This is a genomic window from Streptomyces fuscichromogenes (assembly GCF_014645815.1).
Taxonomy (GTDB): domain Bacteria; phylum Actinomycetota; class Actinomycetes; order Streptomycetales; family Streptomycetaceae; genus Streptomyces; species Streptomyces fuscichromogenes.
Map to the genome: position 1 here is coordinate 36,086 of NZ_BMML01000017.1, position 25,587 is coordinate 61,672.

Genomic DNA, 25,587 nt, shown 5'->3' on the forward strand with positions numbered 1-25,587 from the left:
GTGCCGATCGTGGCTCAGAGCACCGAGACCACCGACTGGGTCTCCCGTTTCGCGGATGAGGTCATCGAGGAGTCGGAGCGTCGGGCCCCGGGCAAACCGGTCGTCGTCGCGTCCGGGCTGTCCCCGTCCGGGCCCATCCACCTCGGCAACCTCCGCGAGGTCATGACCCCGCACCTGGTCGCGGACGAGGTCCGGCGGCGCGGGCTCCAGGTCCGGCACCTGATCTCCTGGGACGACTACGACCGGTACCGCAAGGTCCCGGCGGGCGTCGCCGGCGTCGACGGCAGCTGGGCCGAGCACATCGGCAAGCCCCTCACCTCGGTGCCCGCCCCGGAGGGCTCCGCGTACCCGAACTGGGCCGAGCACTTCAAGGCCGCGATGGTCGAGTCGCTGGCCGAGCTGGGCGTGGAGTTCGACGGGATCAGCCAGACCGCGCAGTACACCTCCGGCGTGTACCGCGAGCAGGTCCTGCACGCCATGAGGCACCGCGGGGACATCGACGCGATCCTCGACCAGTACCGGACCAAGAAGGCCCCGGCCAAGAAGCAGCAGCAGAAGGCCGTCGACGAGGCCGAGCTGGAGGCCGAGGAGGGCTCGGGCGCGGCGAGCGAGGACGACGGCTCGTCCGGCTCCGCCGGGTACTTCCCGTACAAGCCGTACTGCGGCGGCTGCGGCAAGGACCTGACCACCGTCACGGCGTACGACGACGACACCACCGAGCTGACGTACACCTGCGACGAGTGCGGCCACTCCGAGACCGTCCGGCTGAGCGAGTTCAACCGCGGCAAGCTGGTCTGGAAGGTCGACTGGCCGATGCGGTGGGCCTACGAGGGTGTCGTCTTCGAGCCGAGCGGCGTCGACCACTCGTCGCCCGGGTCCAGCTTCCAGGTGGGCGGGCAGATCGTCGGGATCTTCGGCGGGAAGCAGCCCATCGGGCCCATGTACGCCTTCGTGGGCATCAGCGGGATGGCGAAGATGTCGTCCTCGCGGGGCGGGGTACCCACCCCCGCGGACGCCCTGAAGATCATGGAGCCGCAGATCCTGCGCTGGCTGTACGCCCGGCGTCGCCCCAACCAGTCCTTCAAGATCGCCTTCGACCAGGAGATCCAGCGGCTCTACGACGAGTGGGACAAGCTGGACGCGAAGGTGGCGGAGGGATCCGCGCTCCCCGGTGACCTCGCCGCGCACGCGCGCGCCGTCGGCACCGCCGGCGGTCAGCTGCCGCGTACGCCCAAGCCGCTGCCGTACCGCACGCTCGCCTCCGTCGCCGACATCACCGCTGGACACGAGGACCAGGCACTGCGCATCCTCAGCGAGCTGGACCCGGCGAACCCGCTGGGCTCGGTGGACGAGGCACGGCCGCGGTACGACAAGGCCGAGGCCTGGATCAACACCCAGGTGCCGGCCGACCAGCGGACCGTCGTGCGCGCCGAGCCGGACGCCGAGCTGCTGAAGTCCCTCGACGAGGCGTCCCAGCAGTCCGTACGGCTGCTGCTCGACGGGCTCGCCGAGCACTGGTCGCTGGACGGGCTCACCCACCTCGTCTACGGCGTGCCCAAGGTCCAGGCCGGGTTCTCCGCCGACGCGACGCCCAAGGAACTGCCGGCCGAGATCAAGACGGCCCAGCGGACGTTCTTCGCGCTCCTCTACCACCTGCTGGTGGGCCGGGACACCGGGCCCCGGCTGCCCACCCTGCTGCTCGCCGTGGGGCAGGAGCGGGTGCGGGTCCTGCTCGGCGAGTAGACGGACGAGCAGACGGACGTACAGAAGGGGCCCTCCGGCTTTCGGAGGGCTCCTTCGCCGTGCCTGCCGCCCGTGCTCCGGGCCCGTTCAGGGGGTCCGTCAGGCGATGTGCTCCTCCGCCAGCTCCGCGTTGAGCCGGTTCGAGAAGCGGGTCACCATGCGCTTGGACTCGGCCTCGTCGAGCGCGACCCCGTAGGTCGCCTCGACATCGGCGATGAACCCGCGCGGAGTGGGTGCTCCGTTGCCGCTCTTTATCGACTCGCGGAAGACCAGGTAGTAGTCCTCCTCCGACGGCGCCGGGGGCTCCGGGGGGCCGCCGCCCTCGCCCAGCTCACGGGTGCGGCCCGGACCGGAGGGGATGGGGAAACTGCCGGTGGTCTCCGACGGGGACTCGTCGGGGAGGGGCTGCTGTTCCTGCGGGAACCGGTCCGGCGGGAACTGCTCCTGCGCGAACGGGTCCTCGGGAAGCTGCCCCTGCGGGAACTGCTGCTGGTACTGCTCGTACTGCTGCTGCTCCTGCTGGTACCGCTGCTGCGCCAGCCAGGCCGCGTACCGGGGGTCGTACGTCGGGTCGTAGCCGCCCTGGTACTCGGTCTGCTGGGGGTCCCTGGCGTGCAGCCAGGGGTTCAGCTCCGGGTCGGGGGCGGGCGCCGGCTGCTGCGCGATCTCCGGCTGCGCCGTCCGGGGGCCGGGGGCCAGCTCGGGGCGCTGCTCGCCGGCCGGTGCCGCCGGCAGCAGGACCGGGATCTCGATCCCCGCCGCCGCCAGGCCCTCCGGGGCCGTCTCCGCCAGCGGGACGCCGTACCGGGCCAGCCGCAGCGGCATCAGCGACTCCACGGGAGCCTTCCTGCGCCAGGCCCGCCCGAAGCGGGACCGCAGCCGCGCCTGGTAGACGAGACGTTCCTGCTCCAGCTTGATGACCTGGTCGTAGGAGCGGAGCTCCCAGAGCTTCATCCGGCGCCAGAGGAGGAAGGTCGGGACCGGCGACAGCAGCCAGCGGGTGAGCCGGACCCCCTCCATGTGCTTGTCCGCCGTGATGTCGGCGATCCGCCCGATCGCGTGCCGGGCCGCCTCCACCGACACCACGAACAGGATCGGGATCACCGCGTGCATGCCCACGCCCAGCGGGTCCGGCCAGGCCGCCGCGCCGTTGAAGGCGATCGTCGCGACGGTCAGCAGCCAGGCCGTCTGCCGCAGCAGCGGGAAGGGGATGCGGATCCAGGTCAGCAACAGGTCCAGGGCGAGCAGGACGCAGATGCCCGCGTCGATGCCGATCGGGAACACGTAGGAGAAGTTCCCGAAGCCCTTCTTGATGGCCAGCTCACGGACGGCCGCGTACGAGCCGGCGAAGCCGATGCCGGCGATGATCATCGCGCCGGTCACGACCACACCGATGAGAACGCGGTGCATCCGAGTCAGCTGTATTCGCTCGGCCACCCGTACTCCCCTCCCCTTGCGTGTTGTTGCGCGCAACAGGGTGGCACATCAGTGCGGCGCACGTATGGCCGGTCAGCTCTTCTTGGACGACGACTTGGAAGCAGAGGCACTTGCCGAGGGCGACCCGGACGCCGACTTCGAGGGTGTCGCCGCAGGTGAACTCGGCGTCGTAGCAGACCCGTTGGCCATCGTCACCGACGCCACGGCCTCCTTGGCCGCCTTCTCCGCCGCCGTCACCAGAGCGTTCGCGTCCGGAGTCTTCTCGCCCGCCAGACCCGCACCGTTGTAGTCCAGGGTGACGACGACGTTCGAGACGCGGGCCACGACCGTCTGCTGCTTGAAGGCGCCCTCCTTCTTCTTCAGGTCGTAGCGCACCAGCGTCGCCTGGTCGCCGGCCCCGGCCACCGGCACCGACTTGGTGTTCTTCGCGCCGGTCACGGCCTGGGCGCCCTGCACCTGGCTCGTGTAGTACGCCGTCGCCTGCTGCTCACCGGAACCACGGCTGGTGTCCGAGTCGAAGCGGAGGAAGGAGATGTTGAGCCAGCGGAACTGGGAGCCCTTCACGCCGTTGTTGTCCAGGCTGCTCCAGGAGCAGCTGCCCCGCGTCGCCACGTCGTCCGACTTGCCCTCCTTGCCGGACTTCACGCCCTTCGGTACGAGTGCGGTGAGCGTCTGCTTCGACAGCACCGCGCACGGCTCCGGCAGTTTCTGGTACTTGGCCGCCTGGACGGTGGGCGAGGCCTCCGTGGAGCCGCCCGGAGCGGTCCCGGCGTTCGACGAGCCGCCGCCCGTCTCCTGCGCGGCACTGCCCGAGTCCGAGGAGCAGGCCGCCGCGGACAACGCCACGGCGGGGACGGCGGCCGCGCAGACGAGAGCACGGCGCAGGCGCCCCGCCCGGCGCTGTGCACTCCGCTCGCTCCGGGCACGCTGGTCGTCTCGCTGGACTGCTACTCGCTGCATGGTTCCTTCACTCATACGTTCGGGGTTCCTGCGGTCTGATCGGGTCCGAGGGGCCACGGTACGCGGTGAGGGAGCTGTGCGGTTTTGGTTCGCGCGCTTTGCGCGTGGGGTGCGCGGGGTGTGCCGGGAGCCTCAGCCGTTGAGGGCCTCGGCCAGCTGAGCGGCCAGATTCTGCGCCCTGTCCTGCATTTCCTTGCTGTCCGGGACGGTCCCGGTGGCCATCGGCTGCTCCTCGTACACGATGGTCACGACGACGTTGGACGTGCGGAACACCACAGTCACCGTCCGCTGTTCGGCCGTCGAACCGGAGCCGCTGAGCTCGTCGTCGAGGTACGCCTCGTCGCCGAGATCGGAGAGCGTGCGGGGCTGGAGACCGGTCGGGGTGGTGGAGGAGGACGCGTCGGCGGACGTGGATGTGGACGCGGACGGGGTGGCGGAGGCGGACGCCGGGTCCGACGCGGGGGCCGACGCCGAGTCCGATGCCGACTCGGATGCGGAATCCGACGGCGATGCCGACTCGGCGGAGCTCGGAGGCGCGGACTCGGGGATGTCGGCCGCCGTCTCCAGCTGCGTGTAGATCGTCTGCGCCTCGCTGTCGTCGCTGACCGCGTTGTCGTACGACACCACGCGCTCGAAGTCGACGGACAGCCGGTCCGTGGCGTCGGTGGACTCGATCTTCCAGTGGCAGCCGACCTTGCGATCGGTGTCATAGGTGAGCGTCGCGTCGCCCGCGTACGCCTTCGCGCGCTGATCCTCGTCGGCGATCTGGGCGATGCCGGGGAGCAGGGAGTCGAGGGTGTCGTGGCTGACCGCGCCGCAGGCCTCGGGGAGGGTGCGGTACTTGCCGGGCTGGGCGGCGACGGTGGAGGTGCTGGTGTCCGCGTTCTTGTCGCTGGTGTCCTCGCCACCGCTGGAACCGCTCGTGCAGCCGGCCAGCAGGGCCGCGAGAAGGGCGGCGATGCCGGTTACGTACGCCTTCCGCTGCACGGTCAGGCTCCTTCCGTTCACTGGTCCGCTCGGTCCTGCTCCAGTGTCCCCGCTGGTTAATCGCTTGCCGCAGCGGGGCGCCCCCTGGAGACAATGTGTATCGCACGCACTGCTGTGAACGCCGGTCCGCTGTCTGGTTTCTGGTCCCCTGGCGCCGCATTTGCGTTTTGCTTGATTAAAGATTTTTGTCCTTTTTGTGTGCTGCCCACGGGGGAATGAGGAAGACATGTCGTACGTGGAGATACCGGGCGCGAAGGTGCCGATCCGGATGTGGACCGACCCGGCGACCGTCGAGGACGTGGCGCTCCAGCAGCTGCGCAATGTCGCGACCCTGCCGTGGATCAAGGGCCTGGCGGTGATGCCGGACGTCCACTACGGGAAGGGGGCGACGGTCGGGTCCGTCATCGCCATGCGGGGTGCGGTGTGCCCGGCGGCGGTCGGGGTCGACATCGGCTGCGGCATGTCCGCGGTGAAGACGTCCCTGACGGCGAACGACCTGCCGGGCGACCTGTCCCGACTGCGCTCGAAGATCGAGCAGGCGATTCCGGTGGGGCGGGGGATGCATACGGACCCGGTGGAGCCGGGGGACTTCCACGGCCTGGCCACGACCGGCTGGGAGGGGTTCTGGGGGCGGTTCGACGGGGTGGCGGAGGCGGTCAAGTTCCGTCAGGAGCGGGCGCATCAGCAGATGGGGACGCTCGGGTCCGGCAACCACTTCATTGAGATTTGTGTAGATATGTCCGATTCGGTGTGGCTCATGCTGCACTCCGGATCCCGGAACATCGGCAAGGAGCTGGCCGAGCACCACATCGGCGTGGCCCAGAAGCTCCCGCACAACCAGGGGTTGGTCGACCGCGACCTCGCCGTCTTCGTGGCGGACACCCCGCAGATGGCGGCGTACGAGCACGACCTCTACTGGGCCCAGGAGTACGCGAAGTACAACCGGTCGCTCATGATGGCCCTCCTCAAGGACGTGATCCGCAAGGAGTTCAAGAAAGCCAGGGTCACCTTCGAATCCGAGGTGAGCTGCCACCACAACTACGTGAGCCGCGAGCGCTACGAAGATGTGGACCTGCTCGTGACCCGCAAGGGTGCGATCAGTGCCCGAACCGGGGAATACGGCATCATCCCCGGCTCCATGGGCACCGGTTCGTACATCGTGAAGGGTCTCGGAAACGAGAAAGCCTTCAACTCGGCATCTCACGGAGCGGGCCGGCGCATGAGCCGTAACGCGGCCAAGCGTCGTTTCTCGACGAAGGACCTGGAAGATCAGACGCGGGGCGTGGAGTGCCGTAAGGACTCCGGCGTCGTGGACGAGATCCCGGGCGCCTACAAGTCGATCGACCAGGTCATCGACCAGCAGCGGGATCTGGTGGAAGTCGTGGCGAAGCTGAAGCAGGTCGTCTGCGTGAAGGGCTGACCTCCGGCTGAACGAGGGCTCGGCCGAACGGGGCCGAGCCCTCGAAGTCGGATGACCTGGGAGGCGGCCTATACAGACGTCGCCGGTGAATTCATCGTTCGCCACACGGGAATGACCAAGGTGGGGTCGAAGCGATGGGATCCCTTGACGCCGAGAAGGATGATCACCGAATCAAGCAGGCTGCGGAGAACCGTGTGCCGTGCGGCCGTGGCCAGGCGAGCCCAATCGGCTCGCACCTCCGTGTTCTCGCGCAGACCTGGGCGGTTCCTGACGGGCCAGTTCCGTTGGTCGTTCGCGAGCCGTTTGATTTCGACTTCTTCCTCTGCGAGAAGGCGGAAGTACACGGAATCGCTGATTTCCCCCTCGTGCCACTGTTCCTGGAGTGCCGTCTTGCGTCGCGTGGTGAGAGCCAACTCCCGGGCGCCCGGCCACGGAGCGATGGTGGGGGCGCTTGCGTATCGCCGCTCCAACTCGCTGAGGGCGTACTCGGTGATGAGGTCGTCAACGGCCCTTCCCTGACGGCTCAGGCGTCCACACCCTCCGTCCAGCGCGGACCGGCAGCGGTATTCGTGTGACGTACGGGTCGGGTGTCCGTGCATGGATGCCCCACACGGTTGCCCGTCGGGCGGTAGCGGCCTTCCGCACCGCACCAGTCCGGTGAGCAGGTAGGGCGCACCCTTTGACTGGTCGGGGCCCTGCCTGTGCCAACCTCCGGCATGCCGCTGACCGCCCAGCAGTCTCGTCACCCTGCGCCACTCCTCGTGCGACACGATGGGCTCCCATCGACCGATGACAGGCTCGCCGTCACCGTCGCAGACCAGAACTCCGCCGAGTTCGCGGTACCCGCAGAGTCGAGGGTTGCGGAGGAGTTGCTTCACCGTCTGGCGCTGCCACGGGTTGCCCAGGGAAGTCGGATAGCCGGATGTCGCGAAGCCCTGGGCGACTGCCGTCAGCGTTTCGCCCGCCAACAGGCCGTGCACTCCGCGCCGTACGACCTCTGATTCGCCTGGGTGCAACGTCAACCGGTCAGCGTTCCAGCCGAATGGCCGACGGGTTGAGACCGGCTCGCCCCGCTCGGCGCGGGCACGATGGCTCAGCCTTGCTCGATGCTGCTGCTTGGCGCTTTCCGCGCGTGCGGCGGCGGCTCCCAACAGGCTGCGCCGTGCGGAGTCCTCGTTGTAGAGGTCGTACGAGCCGAAGTCGTCGGCGTATGCCCGCGAGGGGTGCGCGATGAAGCACTGAAGGAAGCGCTGACAAGTACCGACGTCCCGGTACAACCGGTCGTCGGAGACGCACACCACGCCGTCGACCGGGTAGCCGATCGCGCTGGCCCCGTTTCGCAGCGCGATGAGCATGGCGTCGAAATCGGGCCGCTGGACGCCCACTTTGGACGCCGACCTGTCGTTGTCCACGTAGCGATGAACAATGATCATTCGATGGCGTGCCGCAATCCGCGCACAGTGTTGTGCCTGGTCCGAGACGCCGTGACCGTCCTTGCGGTGCCGATCGTTGGAGATGCGGCAGTAGGCGACGACAAGACGCCAACCGGCGTCACGGAGAGCCAGTGCCTCCGGGAGGGCGGGGGTTTCGTCGGGGACACCGCGAAGATTGTCGACCAGAAGGTCCAGTTCGGAGGTCTGGCCCCTCCGCTTGGTTCGTGGGCCCGTCGGCGATTTCGAAAGGCCGCTAGGCTCGCAGTCAGCCATAAGGAAGCTGTTCCTTCCTTGTTGGTCAGGCTCTCGGCTGGGGTGCAACCCGGTCGAGAGCCGTCGATTTCATGTTGTGCTGTGAGCCTAGATCGCCAGTTCAGCGCCCGTTCGGGTGATCGATGACGTTCACTCCTGTGAGTTACCGGAGCCGCTTCTGCAGCAGTGTCACCGCGTATGGGCTGCCCGAGCCGCCCTCTTTTGCGGGCTGTTCGCCTACGACCTGATAGCCGGCCGACTCGTAGTACGCGCGCAGGCGGGGGTTGGAGGCGAGGCAGTCGAGGCGGGCGTAGGGGCGGCCTGTTGCTGTGATGCGGGATTCGGCGTGGGCCAGGAGGTGGCGGCCGGTGCCCGGCGGGGCCGTGTGCGGGGTGGTCATCAGGCGGTGGAGGTAGCCCGCGTCGGCGGGGCGGGGGCCCCAGGCCGCCGGGTCGTCCCACCAGAGTTCACAGGCGCCGGCCAGGTGGCTGCCCGCGTGGGCCAGCCAGACCTCGCCCTTCCGCATGCGGGTGCGGAAGTGGGTCTCGTCCTTCTCGCCCGGCTTCCACTGGTCGATTCCGCGGGCCAGTTGCCACAGGGCCGCGGAGTCGCGGAGCCGGACCAGGGTGCGGGCGTCGGACGGGGTGGCCCGGCGGTAGGTCAGCGGTGGCCAGGTGGTGGGGCGGGGTTCGAGGAGGCTTGTGCGGAGGGATTCGCGGAGGGCGTTCGGGTCCAGGCCCAGGGCCTGCGTCACGTACTCCTCGGTCGAGCCGTAGCGGGCCGCCAGCGACGCCAGGAACAGACGCATCACCGAGGCCGGGGCGCGGCCGAAGCCCGGCCAGGCCGGGGCGCGGCCGTCGTTCCGCTCCCGCCAGCCGGCCAGCAGGGCGGGCGTGGCCAGCTCCGTGAGGGTGAAGTCCTCGACGACCGTCGGTTCGGGTACCCCGGCCAAGGTCAGGATCAGCGCCGCCAGTTGGCCCGTGCGGTCCTTGCCGGACGCGCAGTGGAAGACCAGGGGGGTGGCCGATCCAGCCGACCGGGTCACCAGTTCCAGGGCTCGGCGGATCTCCGTCACGCCGTCCTCCGCCACCTCCATGTAGCGCTCCGCCAGGTAGGGGCCGGGGTCGGTGTCGGGGGGCAGGGCCGCCTGGTCGTAGGGGCGGTGCTCGATGCTGAGGTTGTGGTAGGTGAAGGAGGGGTGGGACGGGACACGGCCCCGGGCCTCGGCCTCCCAGGGGTGGCGGAGGTCGATGACCGTGCGGATGCCCAGGGACAGGAAGCGGTCCCAGTCCGGCGTGGCCGCGCGCAGCTTTCCCAGCGAGTCCGCGCGGTACAGCAGGCCGGGGCGGATGCGGCGCCCGTCCGCGGTCCGGTAACCGCCCAGGTCGCGGAAGTTGTGCAGCCCGTCGAAGGAGATGTGTCTGTCCACGGGCCGCGAGCCTACTTCGCGTGCCGTACCGCGTAGATCATCACGAAGGCGATGATGTGGATGCCGAAGAGGAAGTAGGCCAGGAAGTACCAGACCTGGCGTTCGTTCCTCGTCTCCTGTTCCAGGCGGTGTTCTTCCAGGTCGCCTTCCAGGGCGGCCGCGGGGTCGTCGGCCGGGGGCACGGGGTCGGTGGGCACGGGGTCGGTGGGCACGGGGTCCGGCATCACGGTTCCCGGTGGACCTTGGTGTTGGAGGCCTGGGCGCGGGGGCGCAGGACCAGGAGGTCGACGTTGACGTGGCTGGGGCGGGTCACCGTCCAGGTGATGGTGTCGGCCACGTCGTCGGCGGTCAGGGGCTCGGCGACGCCCTCGTAGACCTTCGCGGCCTTCTCCTCGTCGCCGCCGAAGCGGGTCAGCGCGAACTCGTCCGTCCTGACCATGCCGGGGGCGATCTCGATCACGCGCACCGGCTTGCCGACGATCTCCAGGCGGAGGGTCTCGGCGAGGACGTGGGCGCCGTGCTTGGCGGCGACATAGCCGCCGCCGCCCTCGTAGGTGCCGTGGCCGGCGGTGGAGGAGACCACGACCACCGTGCCGTCGCCGCTCGCCTCCAGCTTGGGGAGCAGGGCCTGGGTGAGGTTCAGGGTGCCGATGACGTTCGTCTCGTACATCGTGCGCCAGTCGGCGGGGTCGCCGGTGGCCACCGGGTCGGCGCCGAGGGCTCCGCCGGCGTTGTTCACGAGGACGGCGACCGTCTGGAAGGCCGTCGCGAACTCGTCCACCGCGACGCGGTCCGTCACGTCGAGGGGGTAGGCGGTCGCCTGGTGGCCCGCCTCGTTGATCTCCTTGGCCAGGGCCTCGATGCGGTCCTCCCGGCGGGCGGTGAGGACGACGCGGTAACCGGCCTGGGCGAGCCTGCGGGCGGTGGCGGCGCCGATGCCGCTGCTCGCGCCGGTGACTACCGCGATGCGGGACGGGGCCATGGGGGTGCTCCTCAGCGGGGGTGAGTCAGGTGTGCGGGTGGCTTTGGAGAGTCTAGGCGCCGTGGTCGGTGCGGAATCGGGCGGCTGCGGGCCGGGGCCCGGGGGCGCGCAGTTCTCCGCGCCCCCGGGCCGGGACGCTGGGCGTCAGTTTCTGGGCGCCCACATGATCACGGCCATGCCCGCCAGGCAGATCGCCGCCCCCGTGAGGTCCCAGCGGTCCGGGCGGTAGCCGTCCGCCACCACGCCCCACAGGATCGAGCCGGCGACGAAGATGCCGCCGTACGCCGCCAGGATGCGGCCGAAGTGGGCGTCGGGCTGGAAGGTGGCGACGAAGCCGTAGGCGCCCAGGGAGAGGATGCCGCCGGCGACCCAGAGCCAGCCGCGGTGCTCACGCACGCCCTGCCAGACCAGCCAGGCGCCGCCGATCTCGAAGAACGCGGCCACGACGAACAGGGCGGCGGAGCGGAGGATGAGCATGTGTGCAGCGTGCCATGTGCGGCGGGTGTCACCTGATGGGGGGCGCCTGCGGCGGGGCCCGGGTGGCATACATCCGTACGGATGCCGGAGATGGACGTACGAACGGGACGGGTGGTGTCGCGATGCGGCGTGGCGGACTGGCGGTGGTCGTTGTGGTGGCGGCGGGTGTGCTGGCCGTGGGCGTGGGCGGTACCGCATGGGCCGGGAACGCCGATCTGGAGATGCACGGGTCCGCCGTGCTGGGCGGGGATCTGGTGGAGGTCCGGGTGACCCCGCACAATCACGGGCCGGACGCGGTGCCGGCCGCCGGCGTGCGGCTGACCTCGTCGGCGGCGCTGGCGGACACGCAGCAGCTGCCGGGCGGGTGCGCGCGCACCGGTGACCGGGAGGTGGTGTGCGACACCGGACCGCTGGCGGTCGAGGTGCCCGGCGAGCAGCTGGTGGTTCCGCTGCGGCTGCGGGAGCAGTCGTCGGAGGTGACGCTGGAGGTGGCCGTGGTGTGGGGCGGGGGCGCGGTGGACCAGGACACCGCCAACGACAGGCAGCGGGTGCTGGTGCTGGCGACGGGGGATCCGTACGTGTTCTGAGGACCGGCGGGTGCGGGCGGGGCTGTGTGCCGTTCGTGGCCCTGCTCGCTGCTGCCGGAGGTCCCCCGGCAGTAGCAGCCCGTGGCACTGACCGGGTCGGTGGCCGTGGTGTGGGAGATGGTGACGTACAGGGGCAGGCTGGCGCCGTCGACCATGCTGACGTCGTAGAAGTCCATGCCCGCGCAGGCGTCGAAGGCGGACTCGCCGAGGCGGTGGTCGGGTTGCCGCCGCCGCACACGCTGGTGCGGTCGCCGGAGGCGCAGGACGTGACCACCCCGTCCTCGGCCTCCCTCGTGCCGATGATCTGGGGGCGTTTCAGCGGCCGGTCGCGTACGACGTCGGCGGGACACCCACCGTCGCTTTGAAGTCCCGGATCAGGTGGGCCTGGTCGGCGTAGCCCAGTTCGGCGGCCAGGGTCGCCCAGTCCACGTCGGCCTCCTTGCCCGCCCGTTCCAGGGCCTCGTGGATGCGGCAGCGGAGGATGGCCCACTTCGGGGTGATGCCGACGTACTCGGCGAAGAGGCGTTGCAGGCCGCGTACGGAGACGCCCTGGGCCTGGGCGAAGTCGCCGACGCGGCGGACGGTGCGGTCGGTCCTGATGCGTTCGGCGAGGTCCATGGCGTGGTCGGCACGCGGGTCGGGGGCGGGGGCGAGCGCGAGGAGGAAGGCGTCGAGGGCGGCCACGCGGCCGGCGTCGTCGTGGGGGCCCAGCACCGCGCGGGCCGCGTCGGGGGTGGCTCGCGGGAGCACCTCGTCGGCTCGCAGGACGCGGCCCGTCCAGTGCGAGACCGGGTGGCCGGGGGCGTACGGGCGGAAGCCGCCGGGGCGGAACTTGGCTCCGCAGACCCGGCCGCGGCCGGTCAGCCTGCGGGTGTAGAGGCCGAGGGCGACGCCGGTGAGCTCGGCGTAGGGCGGTGCGTCGGCCCCGTCCTCCTGGAAGGTGAGGTGGACGGACGGGTGCGGGACCACGTGGGAGACATACGGCTCGGGCAGGTCCCAGTCGATGAACCAGTACGTCTCGATGTGCCGGCGCAGCGGTTCGGCGGGCGGGTGGCGACGGAACCGCACCCGGGACAGGAGCCCGGCCGGGTCGACGATCCCGCGGGTGTCACGGACCGGCCCGGGGCCGGGGCCGGGTGCGTCTGCCGGGCTGGGTGCGGCGGGCATGGCCGGATCGTACGTCCCGGTGCGCTGCCGCGTCTGTCGGGGAAGGGACGGTCCAGGCGGGTCGGCCCCGATCGGGGTCGACCCGGACCGATCGGGGTCGGCCGGGGTCGGCCGGGGTCGGCCGGGGTCGGCCGGAGGTGGGGAATAGGTGGCGGCGGGGTCTCGTTCTGTGGGTATAGTTGAATCGTAAACAACTTGGAGGGTGAGCGAGCATGCAGTTCGGGATCTTCACGGTCGGCGACGTCACGCCGGACCCCACCACGGGCCGGACGCCGAGCGAGCGGGAGCGCATCAAGGCGATGGTCGCGATCGCGCTGAAGGCCGAGGAGGTCGGTCTGGACGTGTTCGCGACGGGTGAGCACCACAACCCGCCGTTCGTGCCGTCGTCGCCGACCACCATGCTCGGTTACGTCGCCGCGCGGACGGAGAAGCTGATCCTCTCCACCTCCACCACCCTCATCACCACCAACGACCCGGTGAAGATCGCCGAGGACTTCGCGATGCTGCAGCACCTGGCCGACGGCCGGGTGGACCTGATGATGGGCCGCGGCAACACCGGGCCGGTCTACCCCTGGTTCGGGCAGGACATCCGCGAGGGCATCAACCTCGCCATCGAGAACTACGCCCTGCTGCGCCGGCTGTGGCGCGAGGACGTCGTCGACTGGGAGGGCAAGTTCCGCACGCCGTTGCAGGGCTTCACCTCCACCCCGCGGCCGATGGACGACGTACCGCCGTTCGTCTGGCACGGCTCGATCCGCTCGCCCGAGATAGCGGAGCAGGCCGCCTACTACGGTGACGGCTTCTTCCACAACAACATCTTCTGGCCCGCCGACCACACCAAGCGGATGGTCGAGTTCTACCGGAAGCGGTTCGCGCACTACGGGCACGGCACGCCCGAGCAGGCGATCGTCGGCCTCGGCGGGCAGGTGTTCATGCGGAAGAACTCGCAGGACGCGGTGCGCGAGTTCCGGCCGTACTTCGACAACGCGCCGGTCTACGGGCACGGGCCGTCCCTGGAGGACTTCACCGAGCAGACCCCGCTGACGGTGGGCTCGCCGCAGCAGGTGATCGAGAAGACGCTGGGCTTCCGCGAGTACGCGGGCGACTACCAGCGCCAGCTGTTCCTGATGGACCACGCGGGGCTGCCGCTGAAGACGGTGCTTGAGCAGCTCGACATGCTGGGCGAGGAGGTCGTGCCGGTGCTGCGCAAGGAGTTCGCGAAGGGCCGTCCGGCGGACGTGCCCGAGGCGCCGACGCACGCGTCGCTGCTCGTCGCCGCCGCGGAGGAGAAGGCTGCGGAGAAGGCCTCGGAGAAGGCCTCGGACAAGAAGGAGGTCGGGGCATGAAGCTCGTCGTCGTCTCGGCGGGACTGAGCGTGCCGTCGTCCACCCGGCTGCTGGCCGACCGGCTGGCGGCGGCCGTGGGCCGGCAGGCCCCGGTCGAGGTCGAGGTGGTGGAGCTGCGTGACCTCGCGGTCGAGATCGCGCACAACTTCACGAACGGGTTTCCCGGGCGCAGGCTGGCGGCGGCGCTGGAGGCGGTGACCGGGGCGGACGGCGTGATCGCGGTCACGCCGGTGTTCACGGCCTCCTACAGCGGGCTGTTCAAGTCGTTCTTCGACGTGCTCGACAAGGACGCGCTGGCCGGGAAGCCGGTGCTGATCGCGGCGACCGGGGGTACGGCACGGCACTCGCTGGTGCTGGAGCACGCGCTGCGGCCGATGTTCGCGTACCTGCGCGCGGTGGTCGTACCCACGGGCGTCTACGCGGCCTCGGAGGACTGGGGCGCGGAGGGGCTGGAGGGCCGCGTCGAGCAGGCGGCGGGGGAACTGGCCGGGCTGATGCAGGGGCTGAGCGGGACCGGCCGACGGGAGCCGGAGGCGCTGCCGGTGGTCCCCTTCGCGGAACAACTGGCGAGGCTGGCCGCGAGCTGAGCCGGGGGCGGCGCCGGGGGTGGGGACGCTCCCCGGCGCTTGCGGGGTGCCCCCGCGCCCACCCGTGCCGCCCTGCGGCACGCCTGCCCGCGGCTGAGAGAAAGCGACGACCGAAGCACCCCGTCAGAAGGCGCGGGGAACTCCGCGACCGGCTCGCGTCGGCCCGCGACCGGCACGCGTCGGCCCGCGTCTGGCCCTCTTGGCCTTCGCTGAGAGAAAGCGACGACCGAAGCGCCCCGTCAGGGGCACGGGGAACTCCGCGACCGGCTCGCGCTGGCCCGCGTCGGCCCGCGTCTGGCCCTCTTGGCCTTCGCTGAGAGGAAGCGACGACCGAAGCACCTCGTCAAGGGCACGGGGAACTCCGCGACCGGCTCGCGCTGGCCCGCGTCGGCCCGCGTCTGGCCCTCTTGGCCTTCGCCGCCTGCGGCGCGCCTGCCCGCGGCTGAGAGGAAGCGGCGACCGAAGCGCCCCGTCAGGGGCGCGGGGAACTGCGCGGCGCGCCCCCGCCTCACCCGCGGCCGGACGACCGCGGCCCTCACCCGCCCGTGGCGCCCGGTTGCCTCTGTGACGGTGAGAGGCAGGTAAAAAGGGTGATCGTAGGCCCGCTCACCACGGCAGAACCGCCGGAGGCCTTGGCAGACTGGGGAGGTGCCCCAGACTGTGCTGCTCGCCGAAGACGACCGCGCCATCCGCCACGCCCTGGAGCGGGCCCTCACCCTGGAGGGTTATGAGGTGACGGCGGTCGCGGACGGCGTGGAGGCCTTGGCGCACGCCCACCGCACCAGCCCCGACGTCCTCGTCCTGGACGTGATGATGCCCGGCATCGATGGCCTCCAGGTCTGCCGCGTCCTGCGGGCGGAAGGGGACCGTACCCCGATCCTCATGCTGACCGCGCTGGTCGAGACCGCCGACCGGATCGCGGGACTGGACGCCGGCGCCGACGACTACGTGGTCAAGCCCTTCGACGTCGAAGAGGTCTTCGCCCGGCTGCGGGCACTGCTGCGCCGTACGCTGCCCGTGACCACCGGCGGCGGCAGCGGCGGCGGCGTCGGTGGCGGTGTCGCCACCGAGGCCGGCCGGGAGCCGCAGGTCTCCGACCGGCAGGTCGAGGCGGCCGGTCTGCGGATGGACCTCCAGGCCCGCCGGGCCTGGCGCGGCAGGCGCGAGCTGGAGCTGACCCGCACCGAGTTCGAACTGCTGGAGTTGCTGGCCAGGAACGCGGGGATCGTTCTCGACCACTCCACCATCTACGACCGCATCTGGGGCTACGACTTCGGCCCCGGCTCCAAGAACCTCGCGGTCTACGTCGGCTACCTGCGCCGCAAGCTCGACGAGCCGGGCGCCCCGCAGCTGATCCACACCGTCCGGGGCGTGGGTTACGTGCTGCGGGAGGACTGAGTGGGCCGCGGCCTCAAGCAGCCGGCACAGTCAGGACGGCCCGAGCGGCCCGCGCGGCTCGGACGGCTCCGGCGGATGCTGGCCCGGCGTCGGCCCAAGCTCGTCTCCCTGCGGACCACCTTCGTCGTCTCCTTCGCGGCGGTCACGGCCGCCGTCACCATCGTCGTCGGCATCCTGTCGTACAACGCCGCCGCCCGGCTGGTCCGCGTCGACCAGCAGTCGGTGTTCACGCAGGTCGTCTCCGACGTCCAGGACGAGGTCAAGCAGCACAGGATGGAGCCGGAGGACTTCTCCTCCTCCCGGTCGGACCACGATCTGGTCCGGCCCGCGCGCACCGACGTCCAGGTCCTCGGCACCCAGGGCGAGATCATCGACCACGGCAGCCCGGTGCTGCCCGTCACCGCCGCGGACCGGGCGGCCGCCACCGCCGCGGAGGCCGGCAAGACGGTCCAGCACAAGGACGTACGGGACGGTGAGGACCTGTTCCGGATCGCCACGGTCGCGCTCGGCGGCGGGCGGGGCGCGGTGCAGGTGGCGCAGGAGTTCAGCGACACCGAGGACCTGCTGCAGGCGCTCCAGCAGCGGACGCTGCTGCTGATGGCGGCCGTGGTGGTGGCCGCCGGGCTGTTCGGCTGGTGGCTGGCCCGGCGGATCACCCGACGGCTGGTGATCCTCACCGCGGCGGCGGAGAACGTGGCCCGTACCCGGCAGCTCGGTATCCAGGTCCCGGTGACGGGGCTGGACGAGGTGGGTCGGCTGGGCCGTGCCTTCGACCGCATGCTCGGCCGCCTGGCCCAGTCGGAGGAGGACCAGCGGCGCCTGGTCCAGGACGCTGGCCACGAGCTCCGTACCCCGCTGACCTCGCTGCGGACGAACATCTCGCTGCTCCGCCGGATCGACGAGCTCCCGCCCGCCACCCGTGACGAACTCGTCGCCGACCTCGGCCAGGAGGCCCGCGAGCTGACCGACCTGGTCAACGAGCTGGTCGACCTCGCGGCCGGGCAGTCCGACACCGAGCCGCCGCAGCACCTGGACCTGGCCGACATCGCGGAGGACGTGGCGGGGCTGGCCCGACGCCGTACCGGCCGGGAGATCGTGCTGCGCTTCGCCGGCGACACGAGCACCGACGGCCGGCCGGGGATGCTCCAGCGGGCCCTCTCCAACCTGGTCGAGAACGCGGCCAAGTTCGACCGGGACGGCAGGGCGCCCATCGAGATCAGCGTCACCGGACCGGCCCGGCCGGGCACGGTCCGCGTCGAGGTCCTCGACCGCGGCCCCGGTATCGCCGAGGGCGACCTGATCCGCATCTTCGACCGCTTCTACCGCGCCGCCGACGCCCGCTCGCTGCCCGGCTCCGGCCTGGGCCTCTCCATCGTCCGCGAGGTCGCCATGGCCCACGGCGGCGCCCCCTTCGCCTTCCGCAGGGAGGGCGGCGGCGCGGTGATCGGCTTCACGGTCGGCGGCGGGCTGGTGGGCGGGGTACGGCGCGTCTGAAGCGCCGGGCGGGCCCGTCGGTATCCCCGCCGACCGCATCCTCCGGTACCGCATGGCGGCGGGACGCCCCTGACGGATGCGGACGCCCCCCCCGGCCCGGAGATCCTGTGCGGAAGCCGAGGGGGATCTGGTGCCGGTCTGTTCGGCCGCTGTTCATGCATGCCGACGGCGCCCTACCGCATCGACGTCGAGAATCCGAACCCTGACCAAGGCCCGGACAGATGCACTTCCAGGACCAGAGCAACCTGGGTGTGAAGTACCGGTGGGACTTCGAGAGCGGCGGATTCACCGGCATGCCGTCCCGGTCGGGAGAGGATCCATGATCAGGATGAACACCCCGATGCGGGAGCTGGCGGGCGACCGGCCGCTGGACATGGCGTCCTGGGAGGCGGTTCCTCCGTCGCTTCGTACGCTGATCGACCCGGGATGGGTGATCGAGGCGGACGGTGCGTGCCTCCTGGTCGCACTCCGGGACGGCTACCACGGCTCCCGAGCCGTGTTCGCCGACGCCACGGGATTCGAAGCGTCCGTGAACGGCCTGGGCATCCCCGACCGGGACCTCGGGGCGGAGGCCGGTGAACGCACGCGAGACCTCTTCGTCCGCGCGGTCTCCTATGCCGCGTTCGCCCTGACGCGGGCGGAGAGCACGACCGCCACCGGCGGCCTCACGGCTGTCGTGTCGCTCTCGAACTCCCTGGAGGAGGAACCGGGAGTCACTGCCCGGGTGACGTTCTTTCTCGAGCGCGACGATGAACCGTCCCTGGTCGAGGACGTGGACGCGTACCGGGAAGAGGCACTGCTGGTTTTCCGGAGGTCGGACCTGTGAGCTTCGGCGTCATGACCCCCACGGAACCGTGAGGAAGCCCTCCGCGCGGGCGCTTGCCAGGCCGATCCTCGGGAGGTCGCTGGTCTTCGTGAAGAGGATGTAGCGGGGCTCCCACACCGGGCGGTACTTGGCGTTCGCGCGGTAGAGGGACTCGATCTGCCACCAGCGGGAGAAGAAGGTGAGGGTGGTGTGCCACAGGCGCAGGACCGGGCCGGCGCCGAGGCGGGAGCCGCGTTCGAAGACCGAGCGGAACATCGCGAAGTTGAGGGAGACCCGGTCCACCTTCAACTCGGCGGCGCCGAGGAGGAGTTCGACGACCATGAACTCCATCAGGCCGTTCTCGGAGTCGCGGTCGCGGCGCATCAGGTCCAGGGAGAGGCCCTGCTCGCCCCAGGGGACGAAGCTGAGCAGGGCGCGGGGGGTGTCGTTCGCGTCCCGGCATTCGAGCATGACGCAGCGGCCGTCCGCCGCATCGCCGAGGCGGCCCAGGGCCATCGAGAAGCCGCGCTCGGTGGCGCCGTCGCGCCAGCTGTCGGCCCGCTCGATCAGGGTCGCCATCTCGTCGGCCGGGATGTCCTCGTGGCGGCGGATGCGGACCGTGTAGCCGGCCCGGCGGACCCGGTTGTGGGCCTGCCGGACGACGCGCATCGCGCGGCCCTCCAGGGTGAAGTCGGCGATGTCCACGATCGCCTCGTCGCCCAGTTCCAGGGCGTCCAGGCCGTGCCGGGCGTAGACGGTGCCCGCCTCCTCGCTGGCGCCCATGACCGCGGGGGTCCAGGCGTGCTGCCGCGCCTCCGTCAGCCAGGCGTCGATGGCGCCGGGCCAGGCCTCCGGGTCGCCGATCGGGTCGCCGGAGGCGAGGCTGACGCCGCCCACGACCCGGTAGGTGACCGCGGCCTTGCCGGTGGGGGAGAAGATCGCCATCTTGTCGCGGCGCAGCGCGAAGTAGCCGAGGGAGTCGCGGGCGCCCTGCCTGTCCAGCAGGCCGCGCAGCCTCGACTCGTCCTCGGGGCTGAGCAGCCGGCGGCCGCGCGGTGAGCGGAAGCCCGCGTACAGCACCAGGCAGAAGGCGGCCGCGAGCAGGACGTTGATGACGATGTCGGCCCAGCGGGGGGCGTGCACCGCGGTGACGTGGTCGGCGAGCGGGCCGACGCTGACGCCCCGCAGCAGGCTGTAGGCGATCTCGTCGGGGAGGGTGGCGCCCGGGAGCCTGTTCGTGGCGTGCACGAGGAGCGTGCCCAGGCCGCCGGTCACCAGGATGCCGCCGGCCCCCACCGCCAGCGCGGTCTTCGGGTTGGACGGGTCGCCCACCGCGTTGAACTCCCGGCGGCTGACCAGCAGCGCGGCCACGAAGAGGCCGGTGACGCCGGCGGAGACCCAGTTGAAGGCGTGCGCGCGGTACTCGTGCTGGGTGAGGGCGAGGACGTAGAGCGCGAAGAGCGGGGCGGACAGGAGCAGGTTGACCACCCAGGCCGCGCGCTTGCGGCGGCGCATCACCAGGACGAAGAAGATGGCGAGGGCGGCCGAGACCAGGCCCGCCGTGGCCAGGTAAGGGGTGAAGAACTGGCCGGAGTGGTGCGCGTGCTGCCGGTGCAGGTGGAGCGTGAGGCGGCCGTTGTTGTGCTCGTCGACCTCCTGGCGGAAGGGGAGCGACACCACCGCCAGTATGTTCAGTACGGCGATCACGCGCAGGTACCAGACGGTGAAGTCGGCGGCCCGCCTGCGCAGCGCGCCGCCCGATGCGCCGGCGGGGGCGCGGAGGGCGGCGGAGACGCGGGTCGGGATCAGGGTCGACAGCTGTGCGGGCATGGGGACCGGTCACCTTGGGGACGGGGAGCGGGTTGACGAAGGGCTGACCCTACAGTCTGTAAGGTAACTGTGGGGTACGAGGGAGGGATCCCCCTCGGTACGGAAAACGGTGTGAAAGGGTGTCCGTGCTCTTACGGACGCACCCGAGCCTGCGCCCGTTCCCGTTCCGCCCGTTCCGCCCGCCGCCGGGCCGCCAGCATCCACGCCAGGTTGCCGATCGCCGCCCCGGCCGCCACCGCCGCCACGATCACCCCGCCGGTCGCCAGCCCGTCGCTGAACAGGTGCGGGCGCCGGTCGAGGCTGTGCAGGCCGAAGCCGGACAGCTCGTACACGCCCACCGCGGCGACCAGCAGGCTCGCCACCAGCACCGCCACCGTGGGGGCGAGGCCGCGCCGCGCCTCCTGTGTGTCCGTGCCCTGCATGAGTACCCCCGTGAGCTGACGAGCCGCCGTGGCCGATGGGGAACCTACAATACGTAGGGTCCGGATAGCCTCAGGACGTGCGTATTTACATGAGCGTGGACATGGAAGGCATCACCGGGCTCGTCGACCGGGACGATGTGCAGCCGGGCGGCCGGGACTACGAGCGCGGCCGGTCGATGATGGCGGAGGACGTGAACGCGGCGATACGCGGGGCGATGGCCGCCGGCGCGACCGAGGTGCTCGTCAACGACGCCCACGGGCCGATGCGGAACCTGCTTCCCGAACACCTGCATCCAGCCGCCCGCCTGGTCCGCGGCAAGCCGAAGAACATGCTCATGCTGGAGGGGCTCACGGCCGAGTACGACGCGGCGGTCTGTGTCGGCTATCACTCCCGGGCCGGGGCCCTCGGTGTCCTCAGTCACAGCTTCATGGGCCACGAGATCGAGGACATCTGGCTGGACGGGCGCCCCGCCGGGGAGATCGGGCTGGCGCACGCCACCGCCGCGGCCCTCGGCGTCCCGGTCGTGGCCCTCACGGGTGACGACGCGGCGTGCGCCGAGATGACGGCATGGGACGAATCGGTCGTCACCGTGCCCGTGAAGTACGCCCGGGACCGGTTCGCAGCCGAGCTGCGGCCGGCCGAGGAGGCCCGCCGGGCGATCGAGGAGGCGGTGACGGCGGCCCTGACGCCCGTGCCGAAGCGGCCCGCCGAGCCCGAGGAGGAGTCGACCCTCGCGGTGCGCTGGCAGTCCGCCTCCGTCGTCGCCGTCCTCCTCGGCATCCCGGGAGTGACGGCCACGGACAGCCGTACCGTCCGGGCCCGGGGTCCGCTGCCCGCCCTCTACCGCCAGCTCGGCGTCTGGATGCGGGTCGCGGCCTCGCTCACCAACCAGCCGCCGTACTGCTGAGCCCATACCCCGCGCTCAGCCGAACCGGCCCGCCACGTAGTCCGCGGTGCGCTGGTCCTGCGGGGAGTTGAAGACGGCCTCGGTGGCGCCGTGTTCGACGATGCCGCCCGGGGTGCCCTGCTCGGCCAGGAAGAACGCGCACTGCTGCGAGACACGCGCCGCCTGCTGCATGTTGTGCGTGACGATCACGATGGTCACCTGGCCGGCCAGGTCCTGGATGGTCTCCTCGACCCGGCGGGTGGAGGTGGGGTCCAGGGCCGAGCACGGCTCGTCCATGAGCAGCACCCGGGGGCGGACCGCCAGGGCCCGCGCGATGCACAGGCGCTGCTGCTGGCCGCCGGACAGGGCGCCGCCGGGCTGGCGGAGCCGGTCGCGGACCTCCTTCCACAGGCCGGCGCGGGTCAGGGACTCCTCGACCAGGACGTCCTTCTCCCGGCGGTTCACCTTCGTGCCGGTCAGCTTCAGGCCCGCCACCACGTTGTCGTAGATCGACATCGCCGGGAACGGGTTCGGCTTCTGGAAGACCATGCCGATCCTGCGGCGGGCGTCGGTCAGCCGCCAGGACGGGTCGTAGATGTCCTCGCCCTCGAAGAGCACCTCGCCGCCGAACTGCGCCGAGGGGATCAGCTCGTGCATCCGGTTGAGGGTGCGCAGGAACGTCGACTTGCCGCAGCCGGACGGGCCGATCAGCGCGGTGACCTCGCCCGCGGGCATGGTCAGCGACACCTGGCTGAGCACCTGGTGGGAGCCGAACCAGGCGGAGACGGCACGGGCTTCGAGGGTGGCGGGCGCGGGCCCGTCCACCACGGCGGCGGGCAGTACGGCGGTGTCGGTCATCTCGACTGTCCCGGCTCTCCCGGTCGTCTCGTTCGCTTCACTTACCTGGGTCATTTCAGTCACTTCACTCACCTCGGTCACAGCAGGTTCGGCAGCAGTTCGGTGGTCCGCGTCGCGACCTGGAGGCCGAGCACCGCGACGACCGGGGCGAAGACGATCCACGTCTGGTGGCGGCCCCAGCGGTGCCAGGTCCAGACGGCGGCCACGGCGGTCAGGAGCAGCGCCTGCAGCCACATCACCAGCGGCCACGGCACCCCGGAGGGGCGGGCCAGCGGCTCCTCGGAGCCGGGCAGGGTGCCGGCCCGGATCACGGCCGACGGGGTCTGGAACGGCGCCGAGACCAGGTCGGCGTCGACGCGCAGCACCCCGGAGGGCATGTACCGGGAACCGGTGGCGGTGATGAGGACCAGCCGGCTCTTGCCCGCGGCCAGCGCGGTCGGCGCCGGGTCGCCGGCCCGCCGTACGTCGATGACCTGGAACTTCGCCTTGCCCTGGCCGGTGGTCACGGTGAACGTGTCACCGGTGGCGAGCTCGGAGAGCCTGCCGAACGGGCCGCCGTACGCAGCCGCCCGGCCCATCAGCACGCTGGTGCCGGCCTGGCCGGGCATCGGGGTGTCCCGGCGGTGCCCGGGGCCGTCGGTCATGACGGAGGAGTCGGTGCCCTCCAGGACGACCTGGCTCAGGCCGAGCTTCGGCACCTGGACGATCGCCACCGGCGTACCGGGCGCCAGCAGCTTGCCGTCCTGCCCGGTCTGGGCCACCGGGGCGGTACCCAGGGCCAGTTGCTCGCGCAGCTGGTCGAAGTCGGCGTGCTGGGCGGAGTGTTCCTGGGCGCCGCTGAACACCAGCAGCTGGGCGGTGATGCCGAGCAGCAGGGCGGCGAGGCTGAGCAGTCCGCCGCGCGAGAGGTGGCGGACGAAGGTGAGGCTGCGGACGGGCCTGCGGGGCACGGCCGGAGCCAGGGTTCTCGGTGTCGGTACGGCGACGGTCATGGCGGCCCGCCTCCTTCGGGGAATGAGTGAGGGGTCGCCGGGAGCCGTACGAGGCTCCCGGCGGGCCCGTCAGGCGGTCACTTGGAGGTGATGGTGAAGTTGGCGCCGGTCTTCGAGTTCACGGTCGAGGAACCGACGTAGAAGGCGTGCAGGGTGTGCTTGCCCTTGGCCAGCTTCGGCAGGGTGACGACGACCTTGCCGCCGCTCAGGGTGCCGGTCGCGATGACCTTGGTGCCCTGGTAGATGCGGACGGTGCCGGTCGGCGTGGTGCCGGTCGCGGTGACCTTGACGGTGACCTTGGCCTTGGCGGTGTGGCTCACCGAGGTGGGGGCGGAGGTGGAGACCGACGCCGACGCCTTGGTGATCTTCAGGGAGACGGTCGTGGAGGACGCGTTCAGGCTGGAGGTGCCCGGGTACGAGACCGACAGGGAGTGGGTGGCGACCTTGAGGTGGTTCGACAGGCCGATGGTGACCTTGCCGGACGCGTCCAGGGTGCCGGTGCCGAGGACGGTGCTGCCGTCCTTGACGGTGACCTTGCCGGTCGGCTTCACGCCGTGCGAGCCGGTGACCGTGACGGCGACCTTCGGGGTCTTGCCGTAGGCGGTGGTGGCGGTGGTGGCCGCGGTCTTGCTCGTGTACTTGACCGCGCCGGTCCAGGTGGCCGCGGCACCGGTGCCGTTGAGGTTGTTCGCGGTGACCGTGGCGGTGTAGGTGCCGTTGGTCAGACCCGTGAAGGAGTACGACGTGGTGGTGGCCGCGACGTCCTTGATGGCGACGACGCCGCCGTCCGCGTCGGTCAGCGTGATCCGGTAGTCGGTGACCGGCAGCGCGGTGGCGGCCGGGGCGGTCCAGGACAGCTTCAGGCTCGCGTCGCCGACGGTGGTCTTCACCGTGGGGGCGCCCGGCACCGAGGCGTCGACGCCGGACTCCTCCAGGCCGCCGACCTTGGCGTGCTTGGCCTGGGAGATCGAGCCGTTGTAGGACTCGTTGACGAAGCCGAACTTGGCGATGACCGCCTCGGCGGCGTCCGACGCCAGCTCGGCGGTGTGGCTGCCGCTGGTGACGAAGACGTCGTACAGGTCCTTGTCGAAGAAGATGCTGTTGGTGTCGATCGCGCGGCTCGGTACGACGTTGTAGACGTCACGGCCGAAGGTGGAGTTGTCGTAGTAGGCGGTGACCGGGGCCAGCTTGCCGTTGACGGTCGTGACCGGGCTGGTGGCGCCGCCGGTGTCGCCGGGCAGCTGGACGGAGGCCAGGTGGCCGCCGGCCGCGGCCGCCGTCTTGCTGTAGTCGGGGGAGACGCCGTTGATCTGGGCGATCCAGGAACCGACGGAGAACGGGACGAGTGCGCCGTCCTCGGTCAGGGCCGCGTTGGCCTGGTTCTCCTGGACGGTGGTGACGTTCGGGGAGAGCGTCGCGTCGGTCAGGCCGATCGCCGCGAGGAAGAACTTGCGCGTGCCGGAGCCGGCCTGCGGGATCTTCGGGTGCACGGTCTGGCCGTTCACCGTGGTGAGCGTGCCCGAGTAGATGTCGTGCAGCTGGTCCGCGGTCAGCGTGTCCAGGGCCGAGCCCTTGACCGCGACGCCGACCGCGTCCCGCGCCATCGGGATGTAGGTCAGCGCGGTGCCGGAGACGGACGGGCCGCCGGAGGAACGGGCGAAGTCGACCTGGCCGCTGATCGAGACACCGGCGCTGGTCGGGTACTTGTCGCCGGTCAGCGCCTCGCTCAGGGCGAGGCGGCCGTTGCCGGAACCGTTCGGGCGCAGGAAGGACGGGCCGCCGCTGCGGGTGGTGATGCTCGACGTGGTGGAGCCGGTGCCGGGCTCGATCGCGTCGTACGACGCGATGCCCGCGCCGTTCGCCGACTTCACCGCGGTGGTGGAGTAGCTGGTGCCGTTGACGGTGTCACCGGCAAGGGCGTTCAGCACGTCCTGGGTGGTGTCCGAGCCCACGCCGACCAGCTGGCGGAAGGCACCGGCGTCCGGGTCGGCGACCGCCGGGCTGGCGAGGGCGATGCCACCGGCCACCACGGCCGCGGCAATGAACGCCGCCTGAGAGCGCAGTCTGCGCATCGAGAGTCTCCTGACAAGAGCT

At 71.1% G+C, this 25,587-nt stretch carries 23 protein-coding genes; 9 read left to right on the forward strand and 14 right to left on the reverse strand.

Features of this window, described 5'->3' with window-relative positions:
* Complete coding sequence (gene lysS / locus IEZ11_RS31630) at positions 1–1,743, forward strand: lysine--tRNA ligase (protein WP_189266367.1); 1,743 nt, start codon at positions 1–3, stop codon at positions 1,741–1,743.
* 99 nt (positions 1,744–1,842) lie between these two features.
* Here the strand turns inward: lysS and IEZ11_RS31635 are convergent, their stop codons facing one another.
* The 3 genes from IEZ11_RS31635 to IEZ11_RS31645 form a co-directional block, all read right to left on the reverse strand.
* The gene (locus IEZ11_RS31635; RefSeq protein ID WP_229713475.1) at positions 1,843–3,153 is read right to left on the reverse strand and encodes a DUF2637 domain-containing protein; all 1,311 of its coding nucleotides are present in this window, start codon (positions 3,151–3,153) and stop codon (positions 1,843–1,845) included.
* A gap of 99 nt (positions 3,154–3,252) precedes the next feature.
* Complete coding sequence (locus IEZ11_RS31640; protein WP_189266369.1) at positions 3,253–4,155, reverse strand: DUF3558 family protein; 903 nt, start codon at positions 4,153–4,155, stop codon at positions 3,253–3,255.
* Positions 4,156–4,272: 117 nt separating this feature from the next.
* Positions 4,273–5,127, reverse strand: coding sequence for a DUF3558 domain-containing protein (locus tag IEZ11_RS31645; RefSeq protein WP_189266370.1), 855 nt, complete (start codon positions 5,125–5,127; stop codon positions 4,273–4,275).
* A gap of 226 nt (positions 5,128–5,353) precedes the next feature.
* Between IEZ11_RS31645 and IEZ11_RS31650 the strand changes: the two genes are divergently transcribed.
* Positions 5,354–6,547, forward strand: a complete 1,194-nt coding sequence (locus tag IEZ11_RS31650) for an RtcB family protein (protein WP_189266371.1) — start codon at positions 5,354–5,356, stop codon at positions 6,545–6,547.
* A gap of 68 nt (positions 6,548–6,615) precedes the next feature.
* On the opposite strand, the gene IEZ11_RS31655 is transcribed toward IEZ11_RS31650, so the two are convergent.
* The 5 genes from IEZ11_RS31655 to IEZ11_RS31675 form a co-directional block, all read right to left on the reverse strand.
* The gene (locus IEZ11_RS31655) at positions 6,616–8,253 is read right to left on the reverse strand and encodes a recombinase family protein (RefSeq protein ID WP_189266372.1); all 1,638 of its coding nucleotides are present in this window, start codon (positions 8,251–8,253) and stop codon (positions 6,616–6,618) included.
* A 142-nt stretch (positions 8,254–8,395) separates the two neighbouring features.
* Complete coding sequence (locus IEZ11_RS31660) at positions 8,396–9,661, reverse strand: GNAT family N-acetyltransferase (protein WP_189266373.1); 1,266 nt, start codon at positions 9,659–9,661, stop codon at positions 8,396–8,398.
* A gap of 11 nt (positions 9,662–9,672) precedes the next feature.
* Positions 9,673–9,885: a hypothetical protein gene (locus IEZ11_RS31665; protein WP_189266534.1), complete on the reverse strand. Its 213-nt coding sequence runs from the start codon at positions 9,883–9,885 to the stop codon at positions 9,673–9,675.
* Positions 9,885–10,643 carry an SDR family NAD(P)-dependent oxidoreductase gene (locus IEZ11_RS31670; protein WP_189266374.1) on the reverse strand — a complete coding sequence of 253 codons (759 nt, stop codon included), beginning with the start codon at positions 10,641–10,643 and terminating at the stop codon, positions 9,885–9,887. Before IEZ11_RS31670 ends, IEZ11_RS31665 begins: the two co-directional genes overlap by 1 nt.
* A 144-nt stretch (positions 10,644–10,787) precedes the next feature.
* The gene (locus tag IEZ11_RS31675; RefSeq protein ID WP_189266375.1) at positions 10,788–11,120 is read right to left on the reverse strand and encodes a YnfA family protein; all 333 of its coding nucleotides are present in this window, start codon (positions 11,118–11,120) and stop codon (positions 10,788–10,790) included.
* A gap of 122 nt (positions 11,121–11,242) precedes the next feature.
* Here IEZ11_RS31675 and IEZ11_RS31680 point away from each other — a divergent pair, with 122 nt between their 5' ends.
* Positions 11,243–11,707 (forward strand): hypothetical protein, encoded by a 465-nt coding sequence (locus IEZ11_RS31680; protein ID WP_189266376.1) that lies wholly within the window; start codon positions 11,243–11,245, stop codon positions 11,705–11,707.
* 315 nt (positions 11,708–12,022) lie between these two features.
* Here IEZ11_RS31680 and IEZ11_RS31685 read toward each other — a convergent pair whose 3' ends face one another.
* Positions 12,023–12,874: a helix-turn-helix domain-containing protein gene (locus IEZ11_RS31685; protein ID WP_189266377.1), complete on the reverse strand. Its 852-nt coding sequence runs from the start codon at positions 12,872–12,874 to the stop codon at positions 12,023–12,025.
* 212 nt (positions 12,875–13,086) lie between these two features.
* Between IEZ11_RS31685 and IEZ11_RS31690 the strand changes: the two genes are divergently transcribed.
* The 5 genes from IEZ11_RS31690 (at position 13,087) to IEZ11_RS31710 (ending at position 18,525) form a co-directional block, all read left to right on the forward strand.
* Positions 13,087–14,220, forward strand: a complete 1,134-nt coding sequence (locus IEZ11_RS31690; RefSeq protein ID WP_189266378.1) for an LLM class flavin-dependent oxidoreductase — start codon at positions 13,087–13,089, stop codon at positions 14,218–14,220.
* Positions 14,217–14,807: an FMN reductase gene (locus tag IEZ11_RS31695; protein WP_189266379.1), complete on the forward strand. Its 591-nt coding sequence runs from the start codon at positions 14,217–14,219 to the stop codon at positions 14,805–14,807. Before IEZ11_RS31690 ends, IEZ11_RS31695 begins: the two co-directional genes overlap by 4 nt.
* Positions 14,808–15,455: 648 nt before the next feature.
* A complete protein-coding gene (locus IEZ11_RS31700; protein WP_189266380.1) occupies positions 15,456–16,205 on the forward strand; it encodes a response regulator transcription factor in 750 nt (249 codons plus the stop codon).
* Positions 16,206–16,280: 75 nt separating this feature from the next.
* Entirely contained in the window at positions 16,281–17,699 is a 1,419-nt protein-coding gene (locus tag IEZ11_RS31705; RefSeq protein ID WP_189266520.1) for a sensor histidine kinase, read from the forward strand.
* Between the two features lie 319 nt (positions 17,700–18,018).
* On the forward strand, positions 18,019–18,525 hold the full coding sequence (locus IEZ11_RS31710; RefSeq protein ID WP_189266381.1) for a hypothetical protein: 507 nt from the start codon (positions 18,019–18,021) through the stop codon (positions 18,523–18,525).
* Positions 18,526–18,534: 9 nt separating this feature from the next.
* On the opposite strand, the gene IEZ11_RS31715 is transcribed toward IEZ11_RS31710, so the two are convergent.
* Positions 18,535–20,334 carry a phosphatidylglycerol lysyltransferase domain-containing protein gene (locus IEZ11_RS31715; protein ID WP_189266382.1) on the reverse strand — a complete coding sequence of 600 codons (1,800 nt, stop codon included), beginning with the start codon at positions 20,332–20,334 and terminating at the stop codon, positions 18,535–18,537.
* 131 nt (positions 20,335–20,465) lie between these two features.
* On the reverse strand, positions 20,466–20,756 hold the full coding sequence (locus IEZ11_RS31720) for a hypothetical protein (protein ID WP_189266383.1): 291 nt from the start codon (positions 20,754–20,756) through the stop codon (positions 20,466–20,468).
* Between the two features lie 77 nt (positions 20,757–20,833).
* Here IEZ11_RS31720 and IEZ11_RS31725 point away from each other — a divergent pair, with 77 nt between their 5' ends.
* The gene (locus IEZ11_RS31725; protein ID WP_189266384.1) at positions 20,834–21,664 is read left to right on the forward strand and encodes a M55 family metallopeptidase; all 831 of its coding nucleotides are present in this window, start codon (positions 20,834–20,836) and stop codon (positions 21,662–21,664) included.
* A gap of 15 nt (positions 21,665–21,679) precedes the next feature.
* On the opposite strand, the gene pstB is transcribed toward IEZ11_RS31725, so the two are convergent.
* The 3 genes from pstB to IEZ11_RS31740 form a co-directional block, all read right to left on the reverse strand.
* Positions 21,680–22,501, reverse strand: coding sequence for a phosphate ABC transporter ATP-binding protein PstB (pstB, locus tag IEZ11_RS31730; protein ID WP_189266385.1), 822 nt, complete (start codon positions 22,499–22,501; stop codon positions 21,680–21,682).
* 77 nt (positions 22,502–22,578) lie between these two features.
* On the reverse strand, positions 22,579–23,493 hold the full coding sequence (locus IEZ11_RS31735) for a sortase (protein ID WP_189266386.1): 915 nt from the start codon (positions 23,491–23,493) through the stop codon (positions 22,579–22,581).
* 77 nt (positions 23,494–23,570) lie between these two features.
* A complete protein-coding gene (locus tag IEZ11_RS31740; protein WP_189266387.1) occupies positions 23,571–25,565 on the reverse strand; it encodes an Ig-like domain repeat protein in 1,995 nt (664 codons plus the stop codon).
* Positions 25,566–25,587 lie beyond the last annotated feature (22 nt).